This is a genomic window from Aestuariivivens sediminis (assembly GCF_022662105.1).
Classification (GTDB): domain Bacteria; phylum Bacteroidota; class Bacteroidia; order Flavobacteriales; family Flavobacteriaceae; genus Aestuariivivens; species Aestuariivivens sediminis.
Genome location: NZ_JAKMCP010000002.1, coordinates 550,087 through 563,564, shown reverse-complemented (window position 1 = coordinate 563,564; position 13,478 = coordinate 550,087). Strand labels below are relative to the sequence as shown.

The following is a 13,478-nucleotide window of genomic DNA, read 5'->3' as shown; positions in this document are numbered from 1 at the left end:
TAGCTTCAGGTATTTTTATTATAAACGACTGGTTTATATTATATTACAATGATATTGAACTACTGAAGAATTGGCTTGGACTATTTCTTCAAAAACTAGGACTATTTGTGTATTATCATTTAAGATATATGCAAATAATATAATGAAAATGTGAATTTAGGATAGGAAGGTTTATGTTATTTTACTTGGAAATAGCACTAGGAGAAAGACCAAATTCATCCTTAAAAGCACGGCTAAAATATGAGGGGTCATTAAATCCTACATCGTAAGCAATTTCTGAGATTGTTTTGTCTGTGGTTTGAATTAATTCTCTTCCTTTTTGCAGTCGTATTGATCGAATAAATACGGCAGTAGATTTTCCGCTTGTGGCTTTTAATTTTCGATATAATTGGGCTTCGCTGAAATGTATTTTTTTTGCTAATTGAATAGGACCGAAATGAGTTTGATTAACATTTGCGTCGATAATAGTGACAACCTTATTTAGAAATTTAATCTCTGAATTCTTAATATTTTTAATAAGAAGTTTGTCTATTCCAGTTTTCTCAAATTTGCTCAACATTTTTTTACGCAATAGGATTAACTGCTCTATACGGGTTAATAACTCCGCTTTATCAAACGGTTTTGTTAAATATGCATCTGCACCATGATTAAGTCCGGTGAGTCTATCTTCGAAAGTAGCTTTAGCAGTGAGAATAATGATTGGAATGTGGTCTGTGAGTATATCAGTTTTTAAATGTTTGCATACTTCGAAGCCATCTTTTACTGGCATCATGACATCACTAATAATAATATCTGGGATCTTTTCAAGAGCTATTTCAATACCAATCGCGCCATTAATAGCATGTAAGATTTGGAAGTTTTCAATTAAACATGATTTTATATAGTTGGCAACATCCTGATTATCTTCAATAATAAGTACTAATGGAAGACTCTCATCATATATATTGATGGATTGATTATTTTCTGATACGTTTGTTGGAGTGGTAATTTTAATTATTGATGAATTTGTTACTAGTTCTGGGTCATTCATGAGATCTGCGCTATTAGTAATAGGAATTTTAATACTGAAAACACTGTGTTTTCCTAGTTTGCTTTCCACATCTATTGAGCCATTCATTAATTCTACAAAATCCTTAGCTAAAGCTAAACCAATGCCAGTGCCTTTTTGAAGTTTGGATGATGAGTTATCGACTTGATAGAATTTATCAAAAATATGCAATTGTTTTTCTTTAGAAATTCCCAAACCGTTATCCATAACTTTTATTTCGATATAATCAGTTTTATGAACTTCTATCTTTTTTATATGCACATTTACTTCACCATTCTCTGAAGTAAATTTTATGGCATTAGAAAATAAATTGGTGATAATTGTCGTAAATTTATTTACATCTATATCCATTTTAAGATGCTCAACATCACTGTGAACGGAAAAAGTAATTCCTTTTTCTTCAGCAAGTGCATGAAAACTTTGAGTCAGGTATTTTGTAATAGGGATAATATCAACCTGAACTAAATTTAAGCCCATATTACCACTTTCAATTTTAGCAAGATCTAGCATTTCATTAACCAAATGCATTAGACCATCACTATTACGATCAATGATCTCCAATGAATTTTCAAGATCGTCTTGGTGATTATTTTTTAAGTTTGATTTAATGTTGTCCGTCATACCTTTTATCACGGTAAGGGGTGTTCTAAATTCATGTGTAATGTTGGTGAATAATACATTTTTCAAGCTGTTAATCTCATTAAGTCTTTTTCTTTCTGATGCAGCCATTCTTCGAGAGATGACAAAATATGCTATCGCAGATAAAAGCGCTAACAACCCTATGGTTAAAAATAGATTCTTTTCTTGATTTTTTTTACGAAGGCCTTCTTCATATGTCAGATTTAATATTTCCTTTTCTTTGGCTTGAGCAATACTATCTGCAACTAATTGATTATTAAAAACAATGGATTGTATTTCCGTTCTAGCTTTATTTACTTTTTCGTTATCTACTGTTATTAGATATTTTTCAAAATAATCGAGAGCTATTGCGGGCTTATTTAGTTTTTTATTTACTTCATAAAGACTTTTAAAAAGACCTGATTCAAGATTCCATTTATTGACCTTATTGATTTTCAGACATTCTTCACATTTTTTTAATGCATTAGTGTAATTTTTAAATCCATAGGCTATTTGACATTCCCACAGTTTGATTTTCATCAAAAAATCTTTTTCATATTTTGGGATGGGAAATTTTTCAGTAACAGCTATGTATTCCTTTAAATATTTTGTTGCTACAGAAAATTGTTTCTCGATGATGTATATTTCAACAAGTTTACCTGTTCCAACATTTGCATATTGTTCAAGGTTTATTTCTTTTGATAATCTGATGGCTTTTTTCCAGTATTCAATTGATTTTGGTAGATCTCCCAATTTATGATATACCTCTCCTAAATTACCATAGGCTGCAGAAATACTTTTTTTTATTTTATGCTTTTCGCTTAATTCTAAATGTTTTTTATGGTATTTTTCAGCCTCTTTATAATCCCCTAAATCCCTGTATATAAAACCTTGATGTGCAATACTCCATCCTTCATTAAGAGCATCTCCTAATTCTCTATAAAACTTTTCTGATTTTTGTAATGTTTTAAAGGCATTAGTGTACTCTTCGTATTTAGAATACATATATCCTAAATCAAATAGTTTCTCGGCATAGAGAAAACTGTCCTTACTCTTTTTGGCTAGTTCCAATCCCTTGTTGTACATTTTTTCTCCAGCCGAAAAATTTTTAAGCTCAAAATAAACCTTACCAATTAAGGTGTTGGCTTCTATTTCGAATTTAATATTCTTTTTCTTTTCTGCTAAATCAAGCATTTGTTTACTTAAAACAAGCGCACTGTCCGTTTTTTTAAATAGATAATGGGATTGAATTAAATCGCTCAAGGCGTTAATTCTGACGGAATCTTGTAGTTTTAAATTATTCCAAGCAATAAACAAAGAATCCTTTTCTTTTTGAGCCAAGGCATTACCAAATAAAATCACTGTAAATATGAATGTCAAAACTATTTTCATCTATAGCTTAATTTGTAGTTATTCTTCCCTTTAACTATAAACTCCATTAGTTCATGGATGGAAATATATGTGCAAATCTCCCATCACAGCAAACGAAACAACTGTTGCTTCCAGGAACACCATTTGCGGCTCCTATCTTAAAACCTTCGAAATCGCAACGAAATAAAGAATGGGAAATATTTAAAGTAAATAATGATTTTTTCATAAGAAATTATAGTTTAAAGGGTAATAAAAAAACCATTCAAAAGACCATAATTTCTTTAAAGGAGTTAAAGAATATTATCTTGAATTTCAAGTGTAATTTAAGAATAATAATCGACTAACAGTATTTTTAATAAATGCAAGAGAAATAGACCTCTCCATTCCTTTGAAGAAAAGGTCTGATACACGAACGATAATATCTTAGATTGGGATTAAGCCCTCAGAAAATCCTAAAAACGCTCTAAAACCATGATATGTCATGCTTAAATGACCCTACACACTCAAGGCAACCAGAGTCAATTCATTGGTAAAACCATGCACACTAATTTTGTTGAAAAAGAAGAAGGTTGGGGTAATTTAGTTATTAGGATTCCTTGAATACCTTTTTGTTATTTTAAATTTTGAAACGCAATGGCAAGGAATACGGAACTGTTACAGGCCTTCCTCTTTGAAAGCCAGGTTCTAATTTTGGCAACATTTTTAGTACACGTATAGCTTCAATTTCCAGTTCGTTAGTTAAACCCCTTACACGCACATCGACTATTTCTCCCTTTTTATTAACTTTGAAAATAACAGAAGCCTCAAACATTGCTCCTTTTATCAGACCCAGCTTTTTTGTTGATGTCACATCAAAAAATGTTGTCATTAAAGCAGAAATATTATCGGAAAGGCATTTTCTGCTCCCATTGAATCCAAGGTTTTCACAGCCAGGATAAATCGGCGGAGATTCTATTGGACCATTAGGGACTAGGGTAGCGGCTAAACTTAAATGATTGCTGGAATTTTTTAGCTTACCATTATTAAAAATTAAGGTTTGAAGTACGCTTCCTTCTTTATCAAAATTTCTCCATTTTTTATGTAATACATCGTTCAAGTACGCTCCTTCCCACTCCAAATATCCGCTCTCACTAAACCTTTTTTCTGTGCCGTCTTTTTTATTTTTTGAATGAACGCCTTCTGTTTTTAATTGTTCGTTTTTATAATATTGTTTATAAAAGCCTTGCTTATAACCATTAAAATATTCAACTTCCCAATCTTTCTCTCCGGTTTCAAAATAGCTGGTCCAAATACCAAATAATTCCCTGTCTCTATAATTCGCTTTAATTTTTAATTTACCGCTTTCATAAAACTCCTTATAAAGCCCATTTTCGAGGAGTTGCACAGAAAGAACATTTCCGCTGTTATAATAATGGGTACTTATAAAAACATTGTTAACCCTTTTTATTTCAAATTTTAACACACCATTTTTAAAGAAAGTTTTCCTTTCCTTATTCACCTTCCCGTCGGTATAACTGTACACCTGAGATAATTGTCCATTATCAAAGTAATTCTTCCATTCTCCAGTACGTTTTCCATTTTCATAATGTCCGGAAACTTTAATATTTCCATTATCGTAATTCTCTTGATAAGGACCATTTTTTTGAGCTACACTTAAGTTCACAGAAAACAGGAAGATAAAAAAAAGGATGAAATTTCTCATATTGAATTTTTAGTTTGAAAGTCAGTAAACAATTCAAATGAATATAATTTCTATAGGGGAGTCCAGTAATAATAATATTGAATATCCCAAGAAAGATAATAAAAATATTTAAACGGCGGTCAAAAAAAGTAATGGGGATCCTGAAATTGGATTTAAATCATACTAAACACCACAAAGAATATTTACGTTTTTCAGGTATCCTTCTTTAGAGCTACTGCCATCTTTAGGGTTGACGGTTACAAAAACACAATCTACAGTCGAATTCTCCTTAATTTTAGTTAAACGTCCTTTTTCTTTTTCTGTTATCTCCATTTTAGTCGGAACTCCATCACAGCTATTGGCCAAATATATCGTTGCAAAACTCCCATTGCAACCGCCATAAACCCCATCTGCGACTCCTGACTTAAAATCTTTGAATATATTTATTAGATCGCAACTAAATAAAGATAGAGAAATACCTAAAGCAAATAATGATTTTTTCATAAGAAATTATAGTTAAAGCGTTAATACACAAACCACTCAAGCGACTATAATTTCTTTAGGGGAGTCAAAGAATAATATCTTGAATTTCAATGGGAATTTAATAAAAATATTTAAGAGGAGATCAATAAAAGTAATGGTCGTCCTAAATATAGGTTTCAAATAATACGAACCAATACAAGATTTTAATACTCAAATAGCAAAGCTCCAATTGAAAAACCAGCTGCAGTACCTATCAAAAAACAGGTCTGCCCTCTTTTTAATTTTTCATGTTGAATGGCATAGTGAAGTGACATCGGAATTGAAGCGGCAATACAATTACCATTTTCAGCAAGCGTTGTTATAACCTTTGCACCAATAGATGGTTGCATCTTGTTAAACATCTCCATACCTATGCGTGAAGCCTGATGCGGTATAATAATATGGATATCTTCTATGGTGTAGTCTAAGTTACTAAAAAAGGAATTTACAAAAAGATTTAGTTTTGTCTTCGCTAAACGAAGAAGTTTCTTGCCGTCCATTTTAAAAGAATGAAATTCTTTATTAAATGGCTTGTCATCATAATAGTTAACACTTCCTCCTCCTTCGATTATTGAGTGAAAGACACCCTCCGAATAGTTTACATGTTTAGCTTTAATGATCGATGAAGTACCAGTGGGCTCGCAGGACAGCACGGCGGCGGCGGCTCCATCTCCAAATAAGGTCAAGGTTTCCCAGTTCGAAGGGTTCAGTCCTTTAGAGGCTATTTCTGATGATACTAATAAAATCTTCTTGTAAGTTTCACCATCAAGCATTCGTGATGCCAGGTCTAATCCTGAAACAAAACTTAAACAAGTACAATCAATATCGATTACCGGGAAATCATGGTCACAACCATTTGTCAGGTGATGCTTAATTAGACTTGATTGATTAGGCAGTGGATAATCATACGTTCCACCTGCAGAGATGAGCATATCAATATCATCCAACTTAACGGACGACGCTTTCAATGCATCCTCTGCAGCCCTTGCTCCCATAAAGCCAATGCTTTCGTGGGTAACATGATGTCTGTTCTGCACACCGGAATATTTTTCGCTCCAGCCTTTGGGGAGTCCATATTTCAATTCTATTATTTCCGATGTGATAGCCTTTGGAAAGTATACCCCGGTCCCTTCTATTTTAATTTTCTTTTTGTTCATTTTGTACTCTTCTAAATTTATTTCCTTGTGTGTGGTTTTTTGACAAAGTTTGTTTAATTAAAATTTCATGAACACCCTGTGATTTCAAGAATGCTTGAAGCCTCTTTTCTGCTGAACGATAATATTCAAACGGTTCTATATATAACTCTAACATTGAACCCGTTTTTTGCACGATAGTAAAATCTTTAATTGATGAGTTAGCAAGGATTATTTCTCGTCTAAAGAAATCCGGATAAATCCTAATTTTCTCATTTTGATCCGATTTAAAAGAAAGAACATCATCAGACCTGCCCTCGATCTTATCTATTCCTGTATAACTGCTACCACATGGGCAATCTGTTTTTTCATGTATAATGTCATTTAATTCATATCGAATGACAGGTTGAGTTGTCCTCAATAAGTCTGTTATAATTGGGTGAAACCGTTTCTTTTCCGAATCAATGTATTTTTTTTCAATGATCAGAAAGTCATCATTGAAATGTAAGAAACCTTTAGAGCAAGTGACGGCTAATAGACCTTCTGTGCATTGGTAAACTTGATGGATAGTTTGTTGAAAAACACGTTTTAAGTATGTAGCGTCTTCCGGTGATAGTACTTCTGCAACAGATATCACTTTAGAGGGTGAAATAGATAAGAGTCCCTTTTTTACATAGGAAGCAAGCTCAATTAATATACTCGGTTGGCCCACTAAAATTGAAGGTTGTAAAGCGTTGAGCTTTGCTATATAGTTGTCCAATGGACCAAGTATGTCGAAGAACTCAAAACGCAATATCTTTGAAGTAACAGAGCTGTAAAGATTGCTGTTTGCCCTTAAAAAGAAGGCAACACTTCTTTTTTTTAAGGAAAATCCTATTATTCGATCGAGCACGCAAGCAACCCAATGGGCTCGTTCTTTTTGACTGACCATAAAAATACCTTTGTTACCGCTCGTACCGGAAGACAACCCAATGGTAATATCTTTGATGGTTGGTGAGAAATCTCGAAGTCTTTCGGCTTTTTCAGCGACTTTCATGGCTTCATATGACGTTATACCAACAGTATTTATCAGATCAAAATTGGACATAAATTCTGATTTATTTAAGATTGGGTATTGTTGCAATGGTGTTTTATTTAATACATTTTCTTTGTAGAATGGAGATTCTAATAGTTTATTTTGAAGTTTATTCCAACGTTTTGCCTGCAGTTTGTCAAGCCTATTTCTAAAGCACCATTTATTTATCCTCAACTCAATAAGGGCAATTAATATTTGAACTTTAAAGTACATCTAAGTCGATTTTAGACCTAATTAATGGGTCTGTGGTTTCTGCACAGTGAGTAGGTATTATTATTGTTTGGGGTTCATTTTTATGAAAGTTTATTACCTTTTTCAAACTTGATTTAAAATCAGACCATGAATCAAAAAACAATCTAACGATCGGGGAAGGCAATGTCCCTTTAACGTATGACTCTTTTAACCAACAGGCATCCGCTATTAAGAAATAGGATTGTCTGTTTGTAGATAGGAGCAAGCCCATTTGTCCTGCTGCATGCCCCGGAAGGGGCACTGCCTTTAAGGAACCATCTGCGAATAAATCATAGGCAATCCCTAAAAAAGGCAACTCCACTTTGAGCTTTTTATCAATCAATGATAATCGGTTCATGAAATCATCCGGAATCAAATCTTTAAGGATGCCCTTTGTGAAAGCAAAAGATTTGGAAATCTTTTGCATTTGATTCACAGCAATAGAAGATGCATGAAATATTGCATTTGGAAAATCTCTTAATCCCCCAATATGATCCGCATGGAAATGCGAAATAAAAATATGATTTATTGAATCAGCTGAAATACCGCTAGTTGCCAATTGAGCTTTTACCTCTTGTTCCGGTGAGATATGGACTTTAGTAATTTGATTATAGATTTTATTTGGATAATTATTTGTAGCGCTGTAAAATCGACCAGTGTACCCGGTATCAAATAAAATATACCCTTCTTTAGGATGTTCGATCAACCCCCATAGGGCATTGAAAATAATATCCTGATTCCTACCATTAGCAATGGCATAATTCTCCCTTGAATAACAGAATCCTGCATAACCTAGATAAAGTTTACTATATCCCATGAGCTTTGTGCCATTTTACAAATTCATCTAATGCTTCTCCAGTGGTAACTTTTGGCTGGTAGCCTAAGAGATTTTGTGCTTTTGATATATCCAAAGTCAAAGACATGGCTAATGTACCGACTCCGTATTTTGTTAATGTCGGTTCAGCCTTATTGGTCAACCTAGATTTAAGCTCAAGAAATTGGGCAAAACATTTAGCAATTCTAAAGGGGACTTTTTGAGTTGGGGCCTTTTTATCGAGTTGGTTTAAAACATTAGAAATAGCATCCCATAAAACAACAGGCTCTCCATTTGATATGTTGTAAATTTCATTAATGGCAGGTTTTTGAGCCCTTAATGAAAGTAAAATGGCATTCGCTATATTTTCTACCGAGGTAAGAGATGCAACGTTTCTTCCATCTCCAATTATTTTTAGTCGGCCTTCATCAAACGCTCTAATTAGTCGTGGCATTATTACAGTATCCCCACGACCAACAATTGCACGAGGTCTAAGTATAATATATGGCAAACCAGAATTCATCAATAAAACTTCAGCTTTTCTTTTGGTGACCGCATATTGATTGACTAACCTTTTGGGTAATGGATCTTCTTCTTTTACATTATACTTGTCTTTGTATTCGAAATACACACTGGGACTGGAAATAAAAACAAACTTCTTAATATTATGCTTTTTTGAGGCTTCGATTAAATTATTCTGAGTATTCACATTAGCGCTATTAAAAACATGCGCATCACCCCATGGTGAAGAAAGAGCAGCTGCATTAACAATGGCATTGGTATCTTTAAAGAGGCTTTTCACAAAAGTTTTATCCTGAAGATCTCCGGTAATGTAAGTCACCTTTTCATGATGAATTCTATGTGTGGGTCTTACTGTTCTTCCTGTAGCTAAAATTTGCTTTATATCAGGGTCTCTAACCAAAACCTCTAAAGTTCGCCATCCCAAAAAACCAGTTGCTCCTGTAACTAATACATTCATACTAAATATATAGTTCTAAATTTTTATTGTTGATTGTCAATTCTTTCCCTGCTATTATTAAATCAATATAAGGCCTCATAATATCAAGATAAGTGCTTTGAAGCTTGGGGTCTTTATAATAGTAGCCATTATCATAAATTGCTCTTATTGCTTTTTTATCCTGACGAAGTGCAAGAAGAAATAAAGGACCTAATACCGATATTTTGACCCAGGATGGAAGCCATCTGTTACTAGTCGTGATTTGAGAAAAGAAATAGTTCTCGCCAGTTTTGGTAGGAACTATTATAAATCTATTCGTCATTTCTATTCCCTTTTTGGAATGAAATTCAAGATCAATAATATTACCTTTAGTAAGTCTCCCATAGCTGTGGGTAATGAACCTTCCAAATACACTGCCTATAACACCCGACTGATGGGACTCTTCTGTGTACCTCACTTCTACACCGTTTTTTATGCCTCTAATTTCAGCAATAGTTTTTCTTGGTTTACTGGAATTTCGGATAAGTCCGTCATGCAGGAAAGAGGTATGCATTGGATCTAAGAAATTCTCTAGAATGTCGGCCGTATTTCCAATTATTGTGGTTCTATATGAAAATACTTTACTGTAGGGCAACGGTTTTAAGTGGTTATGAAAGGGTAACATTCCTGCGAGGCATACCCAAAGTAGTCCGTTGTGTTCGTAAGTGCCATAAGTGGAAAGCATGCATGTTTTACCCTTGTACTTTTTCTTTAGTCCAGGTAATTTAGTAACAAATCCTTTATTATTGAATTGCCATCCGTGATAGCCACAAACTAACTTACCGTTAATCACCTTGCCTTTCGATAAGGGGTAATTTCTGTGAGGACAGCTGTCTTTCTGCGCAACCCAGCCAAATTCCCCTTTATAAACTACGATTGCTTCCCCCAATAAAAAGAAGCGTTTAGGTCTTTTACTCAACTTATTTAGAAGGGAAATAGGATACCATTGATCACGCATATTATACAATCGAGTTTATAGTTATCTTACAATTTGTATTTCTTAATTAAAGGTACACCTATTTTATTAGAAATCCATTTAAGTGCTCTCCATCGAAGTTTCCTGTTTTTGGAAAGGTGATTTATAAAGAGGGCGGAATATTCAATGGATGGTTTACCGCCTCTCATCCTTTTAAATGCCGGCGCACCTGAACTTAAATTGAGTACTAAGCCCAATTTAAACTTAGTCAAAATAGCCAATTGTGCGGCGTGAATATAAAGCCCGTCTTTTCGTGGGGCACTTATGTCATAGCCTACAAGTGGTGATGTTATGGTTTTATCTAATGTAAATTGCCCAGAAAATGCTTTTAAATTGCCGGCGTGATCGGTATAGCCCTGAAAATCTATTATCCCGGCCTTATAGCATTCTTGAAAATATTTGAGGGTAAATTGTGGATTTAATTCTGAGTACTTTTCTAAGTAGAGTTTACGATATAATCGCAGCGCTTGAGGAAGTAGGGCTTGCATGTCTTTATGCGCAATATAGTTCAGCCCGGCCTTTCTAATTAATTTATTGTCATGTTTATTATTTCTGTGTTTTAGCCATTCTTCTTTAGTGAGGTCAAATATATAGACTTGTCTACTGCCTATGGTATCATATCGATTGGTTTCAAATATGTTCAATAAATGGCTATGCTGATAGTCATTCAGTGATCTAAAAACTATGGCATGATCAGGGAATTCAGTTTTAAGAAAGGCGGTTATTTGAGGAATCTCTTTACCATCCCATTCCGGATATGGGTTGGTTGACAAAAGAAAATTATTAACATGCACATTCTTATTAATCTCACCGCGTTTTAACCAACCAGAAATCCCCTTGATAATAAGAAAAAGAAAAAAGCGCAATGCAACATTTTTAATAGTCCATTTAATCTCTTCTTTGGAGTACCCAACATAAGCAGAGTAGGGCGAACAAACAAAAGAATTGTACCACTCCGTATCATTTATTGTTATAGGGAAGAACAATTCTTCATTTACATATAGGACACGGTATTGCGTGTTCACATTGTTGATTAGCAACTGAGATTGGGATTCAAACATTCTGCTAAAACCTTTTACCTTGCCTTTAATCTCTTCTTGTCGGGCCCATCTAATACTCATACCCATTCCACTCTATATCGTAAGTAGTAGCCTCTAATAGGCTTATTCCTTTCGATAATTTAATAAAAACCAATTCAAGAAGACTTATCATTTGAGCCAGGGCAGGCAGAGGATCGTTTAATCTAAATATGACATCATTTGCCTTTCTAATTCTCTTTAAGAAAAATTTAAGGGGTCGGGTTGATAGCATTAGGCTTGCTAACATGAAATCACCCATTTCAACCGTTGCCTTTTCATCTACATCAATAAAGCACTCTGCTAAGCTGTTATTTAGTAAATGTGCGCCGCTTGTTCCACGCGGATTACACTCAATAAACCATGGGGTATCATCAGATATAATAACATCGAAACTTAATTGTCCCGTATAGTTAAGGGTTTTACCAAAATTTTCGACTTGATTTTTAGCTTTTTGGTTTTCAACAGGACGGAAAAATATCGCAGATCCTTTTCCGGCTTTAAAAATCGGTTCATAGGAAGCATAACCTTTTAAATTTCCTGCATCCCAAATAGAATAAATACATATTTCCTTTCCCTCCACTTTCTTTTGGGCAATCCAATTTTTAGTTCCACTAAAAGAATCCATAGTTAAGGTTTGATCAATAAATACATTAGAGCCAAATCTGGAATATTTGGGTTTGAAAACATATTTATCGCTTTGTGACCAATTGGAAAACGCGTCTAAAGAAATGGTTTCAGGTATGGGCAATTTATTTCTGAATTCTTGCTCAAAAGTTTCCTTATTATGCAGTGAATCCATCAGTTTTATATCAGAGGTCCATACTTTACAACTCCAGTTATTCTTGTGTTGAGCTATATAAAATGTTTCTTCACATGTTGGCAAAAGATGACTAATAGAATATTTTGAAACTAAGCTGGATATTGCTTCAATGTACTCTAAGGTGTTTTGTCTGGCATTAGGCAGTCGTACATACTTTATAACACTATTCGACCACCTTCCTATAGGGAACTTTAAAGAATCCGCAAGAACTACGTTGCATCCTTGTTTGTGAAAACTTCGTGCAAGTTCAAGTGCTATTGGCGCTCTTGCACCTAATAAAAGTATAAACTTACTTTTCAAATTGCTTTCAATTGATTTTCACTAATAACTCCGATATAATTCCATGGCGAGAAAACGTTAAGGATTTTCGTAGTAGGAATCGTAACTGGTTAAATATAGCATTTTTTGGTTTAGCCTGTTTATTTTATTTGCATGGGTAAACCTAGTTCATGCCAAAATATAAAACTTATATCTATGGCATTAATCACATTCCAATTATTTATGTCCGGATTTATGCTTCATAAATTAATTGGGACAGACAACGATTAATAAAGGGGTAATTTTATGATAAACCTCAAAAAACAATGTCATGAAAGCCCTAAAATTAGTATTTCTTGGAATGAGCTTAGTTCTATTCTCCTGTGGTGGAGAATATTTTGATGGCGATGATATCGTAACTGAATCTTTGGAAGATTTTATCAGCGATATTGTCAACGATGTTGAAGACGCTTTAAACAGTGGTACTTATGATAACAAAACGTATTTTAATCCTCCGGAATGGATTATTGGAAACTGGTATTACGATCAGGACCGAATTTTAGGATTCGGTTTTACAGAATCGAATTTCTATGAATATTTCTTTACCATAACTTTTAGTAATAACAAATACTTGAATTATATTGAAAATGGAGAGAAGAAATATTCACTTGACGAGGAAACAGCAACGGATAGTACCTATTATTTCGAGATTATCAATAATTTTGATTTTGATGATTTTTGTACTTATTTATTTCAAAAAATATCCAATGATTCTTTAAATTACACCTATTCCCATAATGATGGGATTCATTCTAATCGGAAATATTATAGATTTAAATAGCTGATGATTACCAT

General features: G+C 33.8%; 11 protein-coding genes. 1 reads left to right on the top strand and 10 read right to left on the bottom strand.

Annotation, left to right across the window (positions count from 1 at the left end):
* Positions 1 to 181 precede the first annotated feature (181 nt).
* The 10 genes from MR054_RS06790 to MR054_RS06745 all read right to left on the bottom strand — a co-directional run bounded on the left by MR054_RS06790 (position 182) and on the right by MR054_RS06745 (position 12,665).
* Positions 182 to 3,058 (bottom strand): tetratricopeptide repeat protein, encoded by a 2,877-nt coding sequence (locus MR054_RS06790; protein WP_242157104.1) that lies wholly within the window; start codon positions 3,056 to 3,058, stop codon positions 182 to 184.
* 595 nt (positions 3,059 to 3,653) lie between these two features.
* Entirely contained in the window at positions 3,654 to 4,739 is a 1,086-nt protein-coding gene (locus tag MR054_RS06785) for an energy transducer TonB (RefSeq protein ID WP_242157102.1), read from the bottom strand.
* Between the two features lie 162 nt (positions 4,740 to 4,901).
* A complete protein-coding gene (locus MR054_RS06780; protein WP_242083241.1) occupies positions 4,902 to 5,222 on the bottom strand; it encodes a hypothetical protein in 321 nt (106 codons plus the stop codon).
* A gap of 182 nt (positions 5,223 to 5,404) precedes the next feature.
* Complete coding sequence (locus MR054_RS06775) at positions 5,405 to 6,397, bottom strand: 3-oxoacyl-[acyl-carrier-protein] synthase III C-terminal domain-containing protein (RefSeq protein WP_242157100.1); 993 nt, start codon at positions 6,395 to 6,397, stop codon at positions 5,405 to 5,407.
* Positions 6,378 to 7,661 (bottom strand): F390 synthetase-related protein, encoded by a 1,284-nt coding sequence (locus MR054_RS06770; RefSeq protein WP_242157098.1) that lies wholly within the window; start codon positions 7,659 to 7,661, stop codon positions 6,378 to 6,380. The genes MR054_RS06775 and MR054_RS06770 overlap by 20 nt, the downstream gene beginning before the upstream one ends.
* Positions 7,651 to 8,496, bottom strand: coding sequence for an MBL fold metallo-hydrolase (locus MR054_RS06765; RefSeq protein ID WP_242157096.1), 846 nt, complete (start codon positions 8,494 to 8,496; stop codon positions 7,651 to 7,653). Before MR054_RS06765 ends, MR054_RS06770 begins: the two co-directional genes overlap by 11 nt.
* Positions 8,486 to 9,472 (bottom strand): NAD-dependent epimerase/dehydratase family protein, encoded by a 987-nt coding sequence (locus MR054_RS06760; RefSeq protein WP_242157095.1) that lies wholly within the window; start codon positions 9,470 to 9,472, stop codon positions 8,486 to 8,488. The genes MR054_RS06765 and MR054_RS06760 overlap by 11 nt, the downstream gene beginning before the upstream one ends.
* A 1-nt stretch (position 9,473) precedes the next feature.
* On the bottom strand, positions 9,474 to 10,448 hold the full coding sequence (locus MR054_RS06755) for a Rieske 2Fe-2S domain-containing protein (protein WP_276520157.1): 975 nt from the start codon (positions 10,446 to 10,448) through the stop codon (positions 9,474 to 9,476).
* 26 nt (positions 10,449 to 10,474) lie between these two features.
* Positions 10,475 to 11,587: a hypothetical protein gene (locus MR054_RS06750; protein ID WP_242157093.1), complete on the bottom strand. Its 1,113-nt coding sequence runs from the start codon at positions 11,585 to 11,587 to the stop codon at positions 10,475 to 10,477.
* Positions 11,577 to 12,665 (bottom strand): ATP-grasp domain-containing protein, encoded by a 1,089-nt coding sequence (locus MR054_RS06745; RefSeq protein ID WP_242157092.1) that lies wholly within the window; start codon positions 12,663 to 12,665, stop codon positions 11,577 to 11,579. Before MR054_RS06745 ends, MR054_RS06750 begins: the two co-directional genes overlap by 11 nt.
* Before the next feature lie 289 nt (positions 12,666 to 12,954).
* Here MR054_RS06745 and MR054_RS06740 point away from each other — a divergent pair, with 289 nt between their 5' ends.
* Positions 12,955 to 13,464: a hypothetical protein gene (locus MR054_RS06740; protein WP_242157091.1), complete on the top strand. Its 510-nt coding sequence runs from the start codon at positions 12,955 to 12,957 to the stop codon at positions 13,462 to 13,464.
* Positions 13,465 to 13,478: the final 14 nt, after the last annotated feature.

Bases quoted from the DNA above. Each gene is read 5' to 3' on its own strand.
- MR054_RS06790 (WP_242157104.1), bottom strand. From the start codon at position 3,058: ATGAAAATAGTTTTGACATTCATATTTACAGTGATTTTATTTGGTAAT.
- MR054_RS06785 (WP_242157102.1), bottom strand. From the start codon at position 4,739: ATGAGAAATTTCATCCTTTTTTTTATCTTCCTGTTTTCTGTGAACTTA.
- MR054_RS06780 (WP_242083241.1), bottom strand. From the start codon at position 5,222: ATGAAAAAATCATTATTTGCTTTAGGTATTTCTCTATCTTTATTTAGT.
- MR054_RS06775 (WP_242157100.1), bottom strand. From the start codon at position 6,397: ATGAACAAAAAGAAAATTAAAATAGAAGGGACCGGGGTATACTTTCCA.
- MR054_RS06770 (WP_242157098.1), bottom strand. From the start codon at position 7,661: ATGTACTTTAAAGTTCAAATATTAATTGCCCTTATTGAGTTGAGGATA.
- MR054_RS06765 (WP_242157096.1), bottom strand. From the start codon at position 8,496: ATGGGATATAGTAAACTTTATCTAGGTTATGCAGGATTCTGTTATTCA.
- MR054_RS06760 (WP_242157095.1), bottom strand. From the start codon at position 9,472: ATGAATGTATTAGTTACAGGAGCAACTGGTTTTTTGGGATGGCGAACT.
- MR054_RS06755 (WP_276520157.1), bottom strand. From the start codon at position 10,448: ATGCGTGATCAATGGTATCCTATTTCCCTTCTAAATAAGTTGAGTAAA.
- MR054_RS06750 (WP_242157093.1), bottom strand. From the start codon at position 11,587: ATGAGTATTAGATGGGCCCGACAAGAAGAGATTAAAGGCAAGGTAAAA.
- MR054_RS06740 (WP_242157091.1), top strand. From the start codon at position 12,955: ATGAAAGCCCTAAAATTAGTATTTCTTGGAATGAGCTTAGTTCTATTC.